This is a genomic window from uncultured Campylobacter sp., assembly GCF_937921625.1.
GTDB lineage: Bacteria > Campylobacterota > Campylobacteria > Campylobacterales > Campylobacteraceae > Campylobacter_B.
In genome coordinates, this window is record NZ_CAKZTI010000069.1 from 1 (window position 1) to 16,820 (window position 16,820).

11 protein-coding genes and 2 pseudogenes are annotated in these 16,820 nt (G+C 46.7%); all 13 read left to right on the forward strand.

Features of this window, described 5'->3' with window-relative positions:
* Nucleotides 1–97, forward strand: a pseudogene (locus tag Q0101_RS10595) (preprotein translocase subunit SecE); the annotation flags it as partial.
* Nucleotides 98–110: 13 nt separating this feature from the next.
* Complete coding sequence (gene nusG / locus Q0101_RS10600) at nt 111–641, forward strand: transcription termination/antitermination protein NusG (protein WP_291939405.1); 531 nt, start codon at nt 111–113, stop codon at nt 639–641.
* Between the two features lie 20 nt (nt 642–661).
* Nucleotides 662–1,087: a 50S ribosomal protein L11 gene (rplK, locus tag Q0101_RS10605; RefSeq protein ID WP_005872629.1), complete on the forward strand. Its 426-nt coding sequence runs from the start codon at nt 662–664 to the stop codon at nt 1,085–1,087.
* A 56-nt stretch (nt 1,088–1,143) separates the two neighbouring features.
* Nucleotides 1,144–1,845 (forward strand): 50S ribosomal protein L1, encoded by a 702-nt coding sequence (gene rplA, locus Q0101_RS10610; RefSeq protein WP_291939398.1) that lies wholly within the window; start codon nt 1,144–1,146, stop codon nt 1,843–1,845.
* A 113-nt stretch (nt 1,846–1,958) separates the two neighbouring features.
* Nucleotides 1,959–2,438, forward strand: a complete 480-nt coding sequence (gene rplJ, locus Q0101_RS10615; RefSeq protein ID WP_295152864.1) for a 50S ribosomal protein L10 — start codon at nt 1,959–1,961, stop codon at nt 2,436–2,438.
* Nucleotides 2,439–2,458: 20 nt separating this feature from the next.
* The gene (gene rplL, locus Q0101_RS10620; protein WP_291939393.1) at nt 2,459–2,842 is read left to right on the forward strand and encodes a 50S ribosomal protein L7/L12; all 384 of its coding nucleotides are present in this window, start codon (nt 2,459–2,461) and stop codon (nt 2,840–2,842) included.
* Between the two features lie 90 nt (nt 2,843–2,932).
* Nucleotides 2,933–7,069: a DNA-directed RNA polymerase subunit beta gene (gene rpoB, locus Q0101_RS10625; protein WP_297945395.1), complete on the forward strand. Its 4,137-nt coding sequence runs from the start codon at nt 2,933–2,935 to the stop codon at nt 7,067–7,069.
* The gene (gene rpoC / locus Q0101_RS10630) at nt 7,066–11,580 is read left to right on the forward strand and encodes a DNA-directed RNA polymerase subunit beta' (protein ID WP_297945398.1); all 4,515 of its coding nucleotides are present in this window, start codon (nt 7,066–7,068) and stop codon (nt 11,578–11,580) included. The genes rpoB and rpoC overlap by 4 nt, the downstream gene beginning before the upstream one ends.
* A gap of 46 nt (nt 11,581–11,626) precedes the next feature.
* Nucleotides 11,627–12,016 carry a DoxX family protein gene (locus tag Q0101_RS10635; RefSeq protein WP_005872615.1) on the forward strand — a complete coding sequence of 130 codons (390 nt, stop codon included), beginning with the start codon at nt 11,627–11,629 and terminating at the stop codon, nt 12,014–12,016.
* A gap of 83 nt (nt 12,017–12,099) precedes the next feature.
* The gene (rpsL, locus tag Q0101_RS10640) at nt 12,100–12,474 is read left to right on the forward strand and encodes a 30S ribosomal protein S12 (RefSeq protein ID WP_291939381.1); all 375 of its coding nucleotides are present in this window, start codon (nt 12,100–12,102) and stop codon (nt 12,472–12,474) included.
* A 69-nt stretch (nt 12,475–12,543) separates the two neighbouring features.
* Nucleotides 12,544–13,014, forward strand: coding sequence for a 30S ribosomal protein S7 (gene rpsG / locus Q0101_RS10645; RefSeq protein ID WP_177386837.1), 471 nt, complete (start codon nt 12,544–12,546; stop codon nt 13,012–13,014).
* Nucleotides 13,015–13,023: 9 nt separating this feature from the next.
* Entirely contained in the window at nt 13,024–15,099 is a 2,076-nt protein-coding gene (gene fusA / locus Q0101_RS10650; protein ID WP_297945403.1) for an elongation factor G, read from the forward strand.
* A gap of 634 nt (nt 15,100–15,733) precedes the next feature.
* Nucleotides 15,734–16,263 (forward strand): annotated as a pseudogene (gene tpx / locus Q0101_RS10655) (thiol peroxidase).
* The last annotated feature ends 557 nt before the right edge of the window (nt 16,264–16,820 follow it).

Below are 16,820 nucleotides of genomic sequence, written 5' to 3' on the forward strand. Positions count from 1 at the left end.
TAAAACAGCATATATCTCTGTAGTAGTCGTAGTCGTAGTTATCGCACTGTTTTTAGCGCTAGTGGATCTAATTATGTCCGCTTTGATAACGGCTTAAGCAAGGATACAATATGGCAAATAAATGGTATGCGATACAAACTTACGCCGGCAGCGAGATGGCGGTAAAGCGCGCGATAGAAGCGCTAAAGCAAGACGAAGCGCTTGAGGCTAAGATCGGCGAAGTGCTTGTGCCTACCGAAGATGTTATAGAGGTCAAAAATACAAAGCAAACCATTAAAGAGCGCAGCTTATATCCTGGGTATTGCTTTGCAAATTTAGATCTGGATACTACTTTATGGCATAGAATTCAGATGCTGCCTAAGGTCAGTCGCTTTATCGGCGAGGCGAAAAAGCCCTCTCCGCTGCCAGAAAAAGATATCGAAATAATTCTAGAAAAGATCAATAATCGCGAGGCTCCTAAGCCCAAGATTAATTTCGATGAGGGCGAGACGGTTAGGATCGTCGATGGACCTTTTGCTAATTTCAACGGCATCGTAGAAGAGTATGATATGATACATGGCAAGCTTCGCCTCAATGTTTCGATCTTCGGACGAAGCACGCCGATTGAAATTTCATACTCGCAAGTTGAAAAGATTATTTAAATTTTATAAGGAGTAAATTTATGGCTAAGAAAGTTGTTGGCGAAATCAAGCTGCAAATAGCGGCCGCAAAAGCAAATCCAAGCCCGCCAGTAGGTCCTGCATTAGGACAAAAGGGTGTTAATATTATGGAATTTTGCAAAGCGTTTAACGAGCGAACCAAAGATATGGCGGGCTTTAACATTCCTGTTATCATCACGGTTTATGCCGATAAAAGCTTTACTTTCATCACTAAGCAACCGCCTGCGACGGATTTGATCAAAAAAGCGGCGAAGATAGATAAGGGTTCGGACAACCCTCTTAAAAAGAAGGTAGCATCCCTAACTAAGGCTCAGGTTTTAGAGATCGTCGAGAAAAAGATCGCCGATCTGAATACTAAGGATAGAGAGCAGGCGGCTAGGATCATAGCGGGTTCGGCTCGTTCTATGGGTATTACGGTCACTGACTAGACCTTTTGACCGCTAAGGTTTAAAAAAGCGGTAGCACTTTAATTGCGGAGAAATATATGCCAAAAAATTCAAAAAGATTCAACGAACTTTTAAAAAAAGTTGACGTAAATAAAATTTATAGTGTAGACGAAGCGGTAAGCACGGTAAAAACTCTAGCTTCTGCTAAATTTGATGAGACGGTGGAGATCGCTCTTAAACTAAACGTAGATCCAAGACATGCCGATCAGATGGTGCGCGGCTCGGTCGTTTTACCTGCCGGTACGGGAAAAAGCGTTCGAGTAGCTGTGATTGCAAAAGACGCAAAAGCTAGCGAGGCTAGCGAAGCGGGTGCCGATATCGTGGGTGCCGATGATCTGATTGAAGAGATTCAAAAAGGAAATATAAATTTCGACGTTCTTATCGCCACTCCAAATTTAATGGGACTAGTCGGTAAGGTAGGTCGTATTCTTGGTCCAAAAGGCGTTATGCCGAACCCTAAAACCGGTACCGTTACGATGGATGTCGCTCAGGCCGTTAAAAATGCTAAGGGTGGACAGGTAAATTTCCGCGTCGATAAGCAAGGAAATATCCACGCAGGCCTTGGCAAGGCTAGCTTTAGCAAAGAGCAGCTTTTAGACAATCTTACGACGTTTATTAAAACCATAAATAAGCATAAGCCAGCGACTGCGAAGGGCAGATACGTAACTCATGCATCGCTTTCACTTACTATGAGCCCTGCAGTTACACTGGATAATCAAGAAATAATCGATTTAAAATAAAATTTTAAATTTTTATCTTAGATTGGAGATAGCTCAAGGTTTTTAACTTAATTGATCGAAATTTCAAAATTTCGATCGCTTGGCTTGAAATCACCGATCGGAAAGGAGACCTAATGACGAGAGACGAAAAATCAAAGATAGTAGCGGAGCTTGGCGAGGCTTTCAAAGCTAGCGAAGCTATAGTAATTTCCGATTTTAAAGGCCTTAGCGTTAAGCAGCTTGAGGATCTTCGAAATAGCGCGCGCGAAGCGGGCGTAAAGGTTCGAGTTATCAAAAACACCCTAGCCAATATCGCTTTAAAAAATGCCGAAAAAAACGGACTTAGCTTTAAAGATACCAATATCTTCTTATGGGGCGAGCAGCTTTCTGTATGTAAAGTAGCGGCTAAATTTGAAGAGAAAAATGAAATTTTTAAGCTTAAGACCGCTCATATCGATGGGGAAGTAGCCGGCGTAGATAAGGTTAGAGCGCTTTCGAAGATGCCTTCGAGAGACGAGCTTATCGCGATGTTACTTCAAGTATGGAATGCGCCGATTCAAAATTTTACGATCGGCCTCAATGCGCTTAAGCAGAAAAAAGAAGCTAGCGCTTAATTAAAATTTAGGAGAATAAAATGGCAATTTCAACAGATGAAGAGGTTTTGGAGTATATCTCTAATCGTTCGGTGCTAGAGCTTAGCGAACTAGTTAAAAAATTTGAGGAAAAATTCGGCGTAAGCGCAGCTCCGGTTATGGTAGCTGGCGGCGCAGGTGCTGGCGGCGCAGGTGCGGCAGCAGCTGAAGAGAAAACGGAATTTGACGTCGTATTGCTTGATGCGGGCGATAAGAAAATCAACGTAATTAAGGTTGTTCGTGCCTTAACAGGTCTTGGTTTAAAAGAGGCCAAAGACGCTACCGAGGCTACTCCGTCCGTTCTTAAAGAGGGACTTAACAAAGAAGACGCCGAGAAGGCTAAAAAAGAGCTTGAAGAAGCAGGCGCTAAAGTCGAACTCAAATAAATCGCGAAATTTTAAAATTTCGCATACAAATGTGTGCCGGTGCATCGCATCGGCACTTCTTTCTTTAAAATACAACTACGAGGTAGTGGAATGTTAAACAGCCTATATTCAGGAAATCGTCTTAGGGTGGATTTTTCAAAGGTTCCCAAAGACATCGAAATTCCGAATTTATTACAACTACAAAAGAAAAGTTTTGATCATTTTTTAAATCTTGATAACTCGGGTGGAGAAAGCGGCATAGAGAAGGTTTTCAAAGCCATTTTTCCTATCCACGATGCACAGAATAGACTAAGTATCGAGTATGTAAGTAGCGAAATTTCAAAGCCAAAGTATTCGATTAGAGAATGCATGGAAAGAGGGCTTACTTATTCGGTAAATTTAAAGATGAAGCTCCGTTTGCTAGTGCATGAGCGCGATGAAAAGACGGGCAAAAAAATCGGCGTAAAAGAGATCAAAGAGCAAGATATATTTATTCGCGACATTCCTTTAATGACCGATAGAATTTCATTTATCATTAACGGCGTCGAGCGCGTAGTCGTAAATCAGCTGCACAGAAGCCCGGGCGTAATCTTCAAAGAGGAAGAGAGCCCTACGGTTCTAAATAAACTTATCTACACCGCTCAAATAATACCTGATCGCGGCAGCTGGCTATATTTCGAATACGACGTAAAAGACGTACTATATGTGCGCATAAATAAAAGGCGCAAGGTTCCGATCACGATCCTATTTCGCGCACTCGGCTACAAAAAACAAGACATTATAAAATTATTTTATCCTATTAAGACGATCTATATCAAAAAAGGAAAATTCCTGACCGATTTCGATCCTAAAGAATACGCGGGCAGGCTCGATTACGACATTATAAACGAAAATGGTGAAGTGCTTCATCAAGCAAGTAAACGCCTAACATCTAAAAAAGCGGAGAAGTTAGCAGAGGACGGACTAAAGCTCATCGAGTATCCGGCTGAAATTTTAGCCGAGCGCTACCTAGCGGGCGCCATCGTCGATAAAAACAGCGGCGAAGTACTTTTTGATTCGCTAACCGCGCTTGATGAGGGCAAGCTAGCCAAGATCGCCAACACCGAGAAAAAATTTACGATCGCTAACGACCTAGCTAGCGGCGTAGATACTTCAATCATAAATTCTTTTATTCAAGATGCAGACGCGCTTAAGCTCTTGCAGCAAAGCGAGGGCATAGACGACGAGAACGATCTGGCTGCGATTAGAATTTACAAGGTTATGCGCCCGGGCGAGCCGGTGGTAAAAGAAGCGGCAAAGAGCTTCGTAAACGATCTGTTTTTTAATCCGGAGCGCTACGATCTAACTAAAGTCGGCCGTATGAAGATGAATCACAAACTAGGCATCGAAGCGCCGGAGTACATAACCGTACTAACCAGCGAGGATATTATCAAGACGGCGAAATATCTAATCAGGGTTAAAAACGGCGACGGCTTCATCGACGATCGCGATAATCTTGGCAATCGCCGCATCCGCTCGATCGGAGAGCTTTTGGCGAACGAGATGCATCTTGGATTTATCAAGGTTCAAAAGGCGATCAAGGATAAATTTACTGGCATTAGCGGAAATTTAGACGAGCTTATGCCGTATGATTTCGTAAACCCTAAAATCATCACCACTACGCTTATGGAATTTTTCACCGGTGGCCAGCTAAGCCAGTTTATGGATCAGACTAACCCGCTTAGCGAGGTTACGCATAAGCGCCGTCTATCTGCGCTGGGCGAGGGTGGTTTAGTTAAAGAGCGCGCCGGCTTTGAGGTGCGCGACGTCCATCCTACGCATTACGGTAGAATTTGTCCTATCGAAACTCCGGAGGGTCAAAATATCGGTCTGATCAATACCCTAGCTACCTATGCGAAGGTAAATGATCTGGGCTTTGTCGAGGCTCCGTATAAAAAGGTCGTAAACGGTAAGGTTACCGACGAGATCGTCTATCTTACCGCTACGCAGGAAGAGGGGCTCGTAATCGCTCCTGCGTCCGCTAAATTGGACGAAGAGGGCAATATCGTAGAGGAGCTTTTGGAGGTTAGAAAAGACGGCGAAAATATCATGGCTAAACGCGAGGATATTTCGCTGATAGACCTTTGCTCGGGTATGGTCGCGGGCGTAGCGGCGTCGCTGATTCCGTTTTTGGAACACGACGATGCTAACCGCGCGCTTATGGGCTCGAACATGCAGCGCCAAGCCGTGCCGCTTCTGCACTCCACCGCTCCTATCGTCGGAACGGGTATGGAAGCGATCATCGCGCGCGATTCGTGGGAAGCGATCAAGGCTAAACGCGACGGCGTCGTAGAAAAGGTCGATAATAAAAATATATTTATTTTGGGCGAAGACGAAAAAGGTCCGTTTATCGATCATTACGCGATGGAGAAAAATTTACGCACCAACCAAAACACTACCTTTTCGCAGCGCCCTATCGTGCGAAAAGGTGACGTGATAAAGGCGGGTCAAATCATAGCCGACGGTCCTAGCATGGACGGCGGCGAGCTTGCAATTGGTAAAAACGCTCTTATAGCTTTCATGCCGTGGCACGGTTATAATTACGAGGACGCCGTAGTCATGAGCGAAAAGATGATTCGTGCTGATGAATACACCAGCGTGCATGTTTATGAAAAAGAGATCGAGGCTAGAGAGCTTAAAGACGGCGTGGAGGAGATCACGCGCGATATCCCTAATATCAAAGAGGAGGAGCTTACCCACCTCGATGATAGTGGTATCGTAAAGATCGGTACTCACGTCAAACCGGGCATGATCTTGGTAGGCAAGGTAACTCCGAAAGGCGAAGTCAAACCGACGCCTGAAGAGAGGCTTTTACGTGCGATCTTCGGCGAGAAGGCGGGACATGTGGTAAATAAATCTCTCTACGCTACTGCTTCAATGGAAGGCGTGGTAATCGACGTTAAAATTTTTACCAAAAAGGGCTACGAGAAGGATCCGCGCACGAACAAAGCTTATGAGGATGAAAAAACCGAGCTCGAAAGGGAGCATCACGATAGGCTTTTGATGCTTGATCGCGAGGAGATGCTAAAGGTAGTGGCGCTACTTTCTAAAAGCGCTTTGCAAAGCGATCAAAGCCTAAATAAAAAAGATTATAAAAAGGGCGATAAGGTTAAAAAAGAGGAGCTTGAAAGCTCCAATCGCTTTACGTTAAATTCCTTTGTCAAGGCTTATTCTAAAGCTGTTCAGAAGGAATACGAAGAGCTAAAAAACCACTTCCAAAACGAAAAGCGCAAGCTCAAAGAGGAACACGACGAAAAGATCGAAATTTTAGAAAAAGACGATATCTTGCCAAGCGGCGTCGTTAAGCTCGTAAAGGTCTATATCGCGACCAAGCGCAAGCTAAAAGTGGGCGATAAGATGGCGGGTCGCCACGGAAACAAGGGTATCGTCTCAAACATCGTCCCTGAGGTCGATATGCCGTATCTGCCTAGCGGACAGCGCGTGGATATTGTGCTAAATCCTCTCGGCGTTCCAAGTCGTATGAATATCGGTCAGATAATGGAGAGCCACTTAGGTCTTGTGGGCTGGCGCCTAGGCGAGCAGATCGCTAAAATTTTAGAGGAGAAAACGGGCGAATGGTTAAAAACCCTCCGCGCCAAAATGATTGAGATCGCGGGCGTTTCCAAGCTAATGCAGGCTAAAAAGACGCTTGAAAAGATCAGCGACGAAGATCTTTTGAAATACGCTAGAGACTGGGCTAAGGGCGTTAGATTTTCCGCTCCGATATTTGAGGGTATTGTGCCGGAGGATTTCAAAAAGCTATTTGAAATGGCAGGCATCGATCAGGACGGCAAGACCGAGCTTTACGACGGTCGCACCGGCGAAAAGATCAAAGAGCGCGTAAATGTGGGCTGCATGTATTATCTCAAGCTGCACCACCTAGTCGACGAAAAGGTTCACGCAAGAAGCACCGGTCCTTACAGCCTAGTCACGCAGCAGCCGGTCGGCGGCAAGGCGCTATTCGGCGGTCAAAGATTTGGAGAGATGGAAGTTTGGGCCCTAGAGGCATACGGCGCGGCATACACGCTTCGCGAAATGCTAACGATCAAATCCGACGACGTCGACGGACGCTTGGCTGCGTATAAGGCGCTGACAAAAGGTGAAAACGTTCCGTCTACCGGAATTCCTGAGACGTTTTTTGTTTTAACTAACGAGCTTAAATCGCTTGCTCTAGACGTTGAAATTTACGAGAATGGAGAGAATAAATGAGCGATAATTCAAATTTAGAAAGAATAGAAATAAAAGAAGACGCTAGAGTTCACGACTTCGACGCGTTTGCTATTAGGCTTGCTAGCCCCGAGCAGATCAAGGCTTGGAGCCACGGCGAGGTCAAAAAGCCCGAGACTATTAACTACCGCACGCTCAAGCCGGAGCGCGACGGGCTTTTTTGCGCTAAAATTTTCGGTCCAGTAAGAGATTATGAGTGCATCTGCGGCAAATATAAGAAGATGCGATATAAGGGCTGGAAGTGCGAAAAATGCGGTGTCGAAATTACGAGCTCGAAGGTCCGCCGCACTAGAATGGGGCATATCGAGCTGGTAACGCCGGTGGCGCATATTTGGTACGTAAATTCCTTGCCTAGCCGCATCGGTACGCTTCTAAATATCAAGATGAAAGATCTTGAGCGCGTGCTTTATTATGAGGCTTACATCGTAGAAAGTGCAGGCGAGGCATTTTACGACAACGAAAATTCTAAAAAGGTCGAAAAATACGACGTTTTAAACGAAGAGCAGTATCAGAGCTTAAAAGAGCGCTTTTCGCAGACAGGCTTCGTCGCTAAAATGGGCGGTCAGGTGATCCGCGATATGCTAGCTGAGCTTGATTTAGTTGAAATTTTAAATTCTTTGAAGGAGGAGATGGCTAACACAAACTCCGAAGCGAAGAAAAAAACCATCGTCAAGCGTCTAAAGGTCGTCGAGAGCTTTTTAAATTCCGGTAATAAGCCGGAGTGGATGATGATTACGAATCTTCCCGTGCTACCTGCCGATCTGCGCCCGCTTGTTAGCCTTGAGGGCGGCAAATTTGCAGTTTCGGACGTAAATGATCTATACCGCCGCGTCATAAATCGAAATTCTAGGCTCAAAAGGCTGATGGAGCTCGATGCACCCGAGATCATCATTCGCAATGAAAAACGAATGCTTCAAGAGGCGGTGGACGCGCTTTTTGACAATGGACGTCGCGCTAACGCCGTAAAGGGCGCCAATAAGCGACCGCTTAAATCTCTAAGCGAGATCATTAAGGGTAAGCAGGGCCGCTTCCGTCAAAATTTGCTCGGCAAGCGTGTGGATTTTTCGGGCCGCTCCGTCATCGTCGTAGGTCCAAATTTACGCATGGATCAGTGTGGTCTGCCTAAAACTATGGCGCTTGAGCTATTCAAGCCGCATCTAATCGCTCGCCTTCAAGAGAAGGGCTATGCTACGACCGTTAAGCAGGCTAAAAAGATGATCGAAAATAGGATCAATGAAGTTTGGGAGTGCTTGGAGGAGGTCGTTAAAGATCATCCAGTTATGCTAAACCGCGCGCCGACGCTTCATAAGATGTCTATTCAGGCGTTTCATCCCGTGCTCGTCGAGGGCAAGGCGATCAGGCTGCATCCACTAGTCTGCGCCGCATTCAACGCGGACTTTGACGGAGATCAGATGGCGGTGCACGTGCCGCTTAGCCAAGAGGCGATCGCGGAATGTAAAATTTTAATGCTTAGCTCGATGAACATCTTGCTTCCTGCGAGTGGAAAGCCTGTCGCGGTGCCTAGCCAGGATATGGTTTTAGGAATTTATTATCTAAGCCTCGAAAAGCCAGGTGCAAAAGGAACGAATAAAATTTTTGCAAACGTCGATGAGGTAATGCTTGCCGTGGAGGCAAACGCGCTAGATATCCACGCTAAAATTAAAACTATGATCGATCGTCGCATTATCTTTACGACCGCGGGCCGCTTAATCATCAAATCGATCCTGCCTAGCTTTATTCCGGATCATCTTTGGAATAAGATTATGAAGAAAAAGGATATCGCCGAGCTTGTCGATTACGTCTATAAAAACGGCGGCCTTGAGATAAGCGCGGAATTTTTGGATAATCTTAAAAATTTAGGCTTTGAATCCGCGACTAAAGCGGGTGTATCGATCTCCGTTTCGGATATCATCGTGCCGAAGTCTAAAGCGGGTCTTGTAGAAGAGGCCAAAAAGCAGGTCAGAGAGGTTCAGAATCAATACGGCGCGGGCTTGTTAACCGACGGCGAGCGCTATAATAAAACCATCGACATCTGGACCAGCACCAGCAAGAAGCTAGCCGATGAGATGATGAAGATGATGGAGAAAGATAAGGACGGCTTTAATTCTATTTATATGATGGCCGATAGCGGCGCGCGAGGTAGTGCGGAGCAGATCAAACAGCTAGCGGGCATGAGAGGTCTGATGAGTAAGCCGGACGGCTCGATCATCGAGACGCCGATCACTTCAAATTTTAGAGAGGGTCTGAACGTAAACGAGTACTTCATCTCGACTCACGGCGCGCGTAAAGGTCTTGCCGATACTGCGCTTAAGACCGCAAACGCGGGCTATCTGACGCGAAAGCTGATCGATGTCGCGCAAAATGTCAGGGTTACGATGCACGATTGCGGTACGCACGAGGGTATCGAGGTTACTGAGATCGTAGAAAACGGAACGCAAATAGAAAGCTTAGCCGATAGGATTATGGGTAGGGTGCTAAGCTCGGATGTGATTGATCCGGTGTCGAATGAAATTTTATTTACTGAAGGCACGCTTCTAGGCGTTAATGAGGTACGCACCATAGCCGATGCAGGCATCAAATCCGTAAGCATCCGCACGCCTATTACGTGCAAGGCTGAAAAAGGGGTTTGCGCGAAGTGCTACGGCGTAAATTTGGGCGAGGGCAAGCTGGTAAAACCGGGCGAAGCGGTCGGTATCATCTCTGCGCAATCAATCGGCGAGCCGGGTACGCAGCTTACGCTACGAACCTTCCACGCCGGCGGTACCGCATCTACCGAGCAGCAAGATCGTCAAGTAATCGCCGATAAGGAAGGCTTTATCAGATATTACAACGTAAAGACCTATGAAAACGGCGGCAAAAATATCGTAATGAACCGCAGAAACGCTGCGGTGCTTTTGGTAGAGCCTAAGATCAAAGCCCCAATTACCGGCAAGGTAAGCATCGATATAACTCACGACGACGTAAATATAACGCTAAAAGGTAAGAAAGAAGAATTTAAATATACTATCCGACGCCACGATCTAGCCAAGCCTACCGAACTTGCTGGCGTAAGTGGTAAAGTTGAGGGGAAATTCTACATCGTATTTAAAGACGGAGAAACCGTTGGGGAAAATGATAGTTTAGTAGAGGTTATAAAAGAAGACTGGAATATCCCTACTCGAATTCCGTTTGCCAGCGAACTTCGCGTCAAAGACGGCGAGCCGGTAACCCAAAAGATCAAAGCGGGAGCAAATGGTACGCTTAAGTATTTCATCCTAAAGGGCGATTATTTGGAGCGCTTAAAGGATATCAAAAAAGGTCACGTCGTAAGCGAGAAGGGTATGTACGTAGTCATCTCCGATGAAAACGGCAGAGAGGCGATCCGCCACTACATACCGCGCGAATCTGTCATTACCTATGATGATAATAGCGTAGTAAAAAGCGAAGATCTTATCGCTAAGCCTAAAAAAGATGATCGCTTGATTATCGCCGAGTGGGATCCGTATTCCATCCCTGTGGCCGCAGAGTGCGAGGGCAAGATCAGCTTTGAGGATATCGAGCCTGGATATACCGCTACGGAGCAATATGACGAGACTACCGGCCAGAGCCGCTTGGTCATCAACGAGTATCTGCCTCAAGGCGTTAAACCGGCCATCGTCGTAACTCCTAGCAAGGGCGAGCCTATCAAATACAACCTAGGGCCGAAGACCGCGATTTTTACGAATAAAGGCGATCAGGTAGCGATTGCAGATATTTTGGCTAGGACGCCGAAAGCTGCTGCGAAATCAAAAGATATCACCGGCGGTTTGCCGCGCGTATCGGAGCTATTTGAAGCGCGCCGTCCAAAAAATACCGCGATCATCGCAGACATCGACGGAACCGTCCGCTTCGATAAGGCTTTGCGTGCAAAAGAGCGCATCATAATCGAGGGCGAGGACGGAACGAGCGCCGAGTATCTAATCGATAAAAGTCGCCAGATCCAAGTGCGAAACGGCGAGTTCGTCCACGCAGGCGAGAAGCTTACCGACGGAGTTATCAGCTCGCACGATGTGCTTAGAATTTTAGGCGAAAAAGCGCTACATTATTATCTGATAAGCGAAATTCAACAGGTTTACCGCTCTCAAGGTGTCGTCATCAGCGATAAGCATATCGAGATTATTGTATCTCAGATGCTCCGCCAGGTTCGAATTGTCGATAGTGGCGATACTCAGCTAATCGTCGGTGATCTGATTAGCCGTCGTAGATTTAGAGAAGAAAACGAGCGTATTATAAAAATTGGTGGCGAGCCTGCGATTGCTGAGTCTGTGCTACTGGGTGTAACTCGCGCGGCTGTTGGAAGTGATAGCGTCATTTCGGCAGCGTCCTTCCAAGAGACTACGAAGGTTCTAACCGAGGCTAGTATCGCGGGTAAATTTGACCGATTAGAGGACTTGAAAGAAAACGTAATTTTAGGTCGCATAATTCCGGTCGGAACCGGTCTGTATAAAGACAAGGAAGTTAAACTTAAAAAATAATTTAGGGCAAAAAGCCCTAAATTTACCTAAATTTAAAGGATGAGACATGAATATGATCAACATAAATTTCGGTCTGTTGTTTATCAGGTTGGGGCTTGGAGTTTGTCTTTTAATGCACGGAATTTTTAAGCTTACTCACGGCATAGACGGCGTAAAATCGATGCTAGTAGCTAGAGGAATTCCGGATCTGGTGGCTTACGGCGCGTACGTAGGCGAGGTGCTGGCGCCCGCGATGATAATCATAGGCGTATTTTGCCGCATAGGCGCTCTGCTTGTGATCGCAAACGTGCTCATGATAATATACGTCCTACACACTCCGTTGAGCGCGCTTACCGGCGTGGGCGGATTTGAGCTGGAAATCGTATATCTGTATCTTTCCGCTGCTATCTGCCTAGTGATCTGCGGCGGCGGAGAGTTTGTACTGATTAGAGATTAAAATTTAGTTAAATTTACGTTTCTGTAAGTTTAAACAAAGTATAATCTAAATCTTTTTGAATAAATTTTTGTGAAAGGAAAGATGTGCCAACCATAAATCAATTGGTCAGAAAAGAGCGCAAGAAGCTTACCGAGAAATCGAAGTCCCCGGCGCTAAAGAATTGCCCTCAACGAAGAGGAGTTTGTACTAAGGTCTATACTACGACCCCTAAAAAACCAAACTCTGCGCTTCGTAAAGTTGCCAAAGTAAGGCTTACTAGCGGATTTGAAGTCATCAGCTATATCGGCGGTGAAGGTCACAATCTACAAGAGCACTCCATCGTGCTAGTTCGCGGCGGTCGTGTAAAGGACCTACCGGGCGTTAAATATCACATCGTCCGCGGTGCACTCGATACTGCAGGCGTTGCAAAACGAACCGTTGCAAGATCAAAATACGGTGCTAAACGACCTAAAAAATAGTTTAGCCGAAACAGACCGGCACTAGATTTTGCCGAGTTTGAGTAAAATTTTAAAATTTGAAGGAATAAAATGAGAAGAAGAAAAGCTCCCGTTAGGGAAGTTATGCCTGATCCGATTTATGACAGCAAAGTAATCACAAAATTTATTAATTCGCTTATGTTCGACGGCAAAAAGAGCGTCGCTACCGAGATTATGTACGGCGCCTTAAATTTCATCGACAATAAAGGCGGCGAGAAGAAAGGTATCGAAATTTTCAACGATGCTATCGATAACGTTAAGCCTTTGATGGAAGTTAAGTCTCGTCGTGTAGGCGGCGCAACTTATCAGGTTCCGATCGAGGTCAGGCCGGCTCGCCAGCAGGCTCTGGCTATCCGCTGGATTATCTCTTTTGCGAGAAAAAGAAGCGAACGCACGATGATAGAGCGCCTGGCTTACGAGCTTATGGACGCCGCAAATTCTAAAGGCTCTTCATTTAAAAAGAAAGAAGACACCTACAAGATGGCAGAAGCCAACAAAGCTTTTGCGCATTATCGTTGGTAGGAGGGCGTCATGGCAAGAAAAACCCCTTTACATATGGTCAGAAATATCGGAATTGCCGCCCACATCGATGCCGGAAAGACGACTACAAGCGAAAGAATTCTATTTTTTACCGGTATGAGCCATAAGATCGGCGAGGTTCACGAGGGCGCCGCTACTATGGACTGGATGGAGCAGGAGCGCGAGCGTGGCATTACGATTACGTCTGCGGCAACTACCTGCTTTTGGAATAATCATCAGATAAATTTGATCGACACCCCGGGCCACGTAGACTTTACTATCGAAGTCGAGCGCTCGATGCGCGTTTTAGATGGTGCGGTAGCAGTATTTTGCTCGGTCGGAGGCGTTCAGCCTCAAAGCGAGACCGTTTGGCGTCAAGCGAATAAATACCATGTTCCGCGCATTATTTTCGTAAATAAAATGGATCGCGTCGGCGCAAATTTCTATAATGTCGAACAGCAGGTAAAAGATAGGCTCAAGGCTCATCCAGTTCCTATTCAAATTCCGATCGGCGCTGAGGACGATTTTAGAGGCGTTATCGATTTAGTCACTATGAAAGCGCTCGTTTGGGATGATAGCAAGGGCCCTTCGGCTCCGGAGACCGTCGAAATTCCTGCCGAGCTACGAGAAAAAGCGCAAGAGTATCGCGACAAGATGATTGAAGCGGTAGCCGAGACCGACGAAGCCTTGATGGAGAAGTATTTTAACGGCGAAGAGCTAAGCGTCGAAGAGATCAAAAAGGGCATCAAGAAAGGCTGCTTAACCCTAAGCTTCTTTCCTATGCTATGCGGTACCGCATTTAAAAACAAGGGCGTGCAGCCTTTGCTAGATGCGGTCGTAGATTATCTACCTGCGCCTGATGAGGTGCCTGCGATTAAGGGTCAGTATGAGGACGGCAGCGAGGTTCACGTAAGCTCTACCGACGAGGGCGAGTTTGCGGGTCTTGGATTTAAGATTATGACCGATCCTTTCGTAGGTCAGCTTACCTTCGTACGCGTTTATCGCGGCGTTTTGGAAAGCGGTAGCTACGTCGTAAATACCGGCAAGGGCAAAAAAGAGCGCATCGGCCGCTTGCTAAGGATGCACTCAAATAAACGCGAAGAGATCAAAGAGCTATATGCGGGCGAGATCGGCGCCGTCGTGGGTCTTAAAGACACTCTTACGGGCGATACGCTAGCTAGCGAAAAAGATAAAGTAATCTTAGAACGTATGGAATTTCCTGATCCCGTTATCAGCGTAGCGGTAGAGCCTAAAACTAAAGCCGATCAAGAAAAAATGGGTATCGCGCTTCAAAAATTGGCGCAAGAAGATCCGAGCTTTAGAGTCGCGACCGACGAAGAGAGCGGACAAACTATCATTTCGGGAATGGGCGAGCTACACCTTGAGATTATCGTAGATAGAATGCTTAGAGAATTTAAGGTTGAGGCCGAGGTCGGACAGCCGCAGGTCGCATATCGCGAGACTATCCGCAAAACGGTCGAGCAGGAGTACAAATACGCCAAGCAGTCGGGCGGTCGCGGTCAATACGGTCACGTATTTTTGCGCCTAGAGCCTTTGGAGCCGGGCACCGGATATGAGTTCGTAAACGATATCAAAGGTGGCGCGATTCCGAAAGAATACATACCTGCGGTTGATAAAGGCTGCCAAGAGGCGATGCAAAATGGCGTTTTGGCGGGCTATCCGGTCGAGGACGTGCGCGTAACGGTCTATGACGGAAGCTACCACGAAGTCGATAGCTCCGAAATGGCGTTCAAACTCGCCGCTTCTATGGGCTTTAAAGAGGGCGCTAGAAAAGCGGGCGCCGTGATCTTGGAGCCTATGATGAAGGTCGAGGTAGAAACCCCTGAGGAGTATATGGGCGACGTCATCGGCGATCTAAACAAGCGCCGCGGACAGGTCAATAACATGAGCGAGCGGGGTGGTAATAAGATCATCGACGCGTTTTGCCCACTTTCGGAGATGTTCGGTTATTCGACCGATCTGCGCTCTCAGACGCAGGGTCGCGCGACCTATTCGATGGAATTTGATCACTACGACGAGGTTCCTAAGAACGTCGGCGAAGAGATCATCAAAAAGCGCAACGGCTAGGCTTAACGGGCGCTAGGGTGCGGCGATAGCTTTATCGCCAATGCCCTAGCTTCTTTAAATTTTAAAACAGCACTTAAATTTAACTTGCTTTACAAGCCAAAATTTTAACTCACACTCTGGTTTCAAATAAAATTTCAATTCATAAATTTTAACTTCCGCCGATCGTAAATTTGGATTAAAAAATTTCAATCAAATTTAAAAATCCAAAGCATAACTTAAAACGCGCTCATGATGCCGCGCCCATCGTTTTACTAGAGATTTCTTTCTTTCGCAGAGAAAGCACGCATGTCGCTATATGCTTTGATTTACATTCACGAACAAAATCGCCGCAAGCGGGATCGCAAGTAGGGTAAAATTTTACCTTCGGCGTAGCCTCAAGGCGGAGCGCTATCATAGACCTATATCGAATTGCGATCCATCAGTGCTTTATGCGAGTCGTGGTATTTTCCGCAGGCGGGTGTTTAAATTTCGCAGCCGCTTTATGCCGTGAAATTTCATCCTAGTGCAGCCGATCTACGCGCCAATCATATCCGCCGAGCCGGCGCTCTAGCCCGCCTGTTTTCGGATTTAGCAGGCGTTTGCTTTCGCGGGTTATATTGCGCCCGTTTCAGATATTTCAAAACAAAGAAAAATCATGCAACAAACCAAATTACAAGGCGTAAGCGTTGATCTTTTGGGCAGCGAGCTTAAGCTGGGAGATAAGGCGCCCGAGCTCAGCCTGGTCGCGCCGATCTTAGCGAGGTCAAAGTCGGCGGCGGCACGGGCAAGGCGCAGGTCATCATCGCCGTGCCGTCCCTGGATACGGACGTGTGCGCGACCGAGACGCGCAAATTTAACGAGCGCGCCGCGAGCATAAAAAATACCGAGGTTTTCGTGGTTTCGATGGACCTGCCGTTTGCCGCGGGCAGATTTTGTTCGACCGAGGGGATCAAAAATTTACGCGCACTAAGCGACTTTCGCGATAAGGAGTTTGCGCGCGCATACGGCGTGCTGATCGCGGACGGCGCGCTTGCAGGGCTAACGTGCCGCGCGGTTTTCGTCGTGGACACCGCGGGCAAGATCGCCTACAAGCAGATCACGGACGACATCGTAGATGAGCCCGATTACGACGCGGCGCTGAATGCGGCGGCGTTTGCGAGCGGAAGCGCTGCGACGCAGGGCTGATGCAATTTCTAGGTCTGCGGCGCAGACGTTTGCTCGCTTAAATTTAGCGGGCTTAAAATACGCGGACGGGCGCCTTGCTCGCCCGCAACTTTAAATTTTGAAATTCCACGGCGCCCTGCAATTTGGCAGGTCGCGTCTGAATTTCGGCGGATCTGCGTTCGTGATCCTATTTGTGCAGTTCGCAATAGAATTTTAAAATTCATCCCCAATCAATTCATAAATTTTCACATTCGGTATGCTTTTCTATCCGTCGGCACATATTTTGGATTTAGAAAAAACAGCGCGCGATCGGGTTTTAAATTCCGATCTTATGCTTGTAGTTGTGGGTACGACGATGCAAAAATAGTTTCTAAATTTGAGTACAAAGAAGGAGTGTAAGCGGCGGTGCCGCAAAGCTAAACAAGGCGCGGATAAAATTTGCGGGCGGAGCGTGTATGTAAATATGTAATCGAGCAAATTTTAGACGCAACGACGTATAGCAAAGAGAAAAAACGCGGGAATTAAGGCGAAGTATTTTTCGCTTAAACGAGGCGAAATTTAATTTTTAAGCGCAGGCT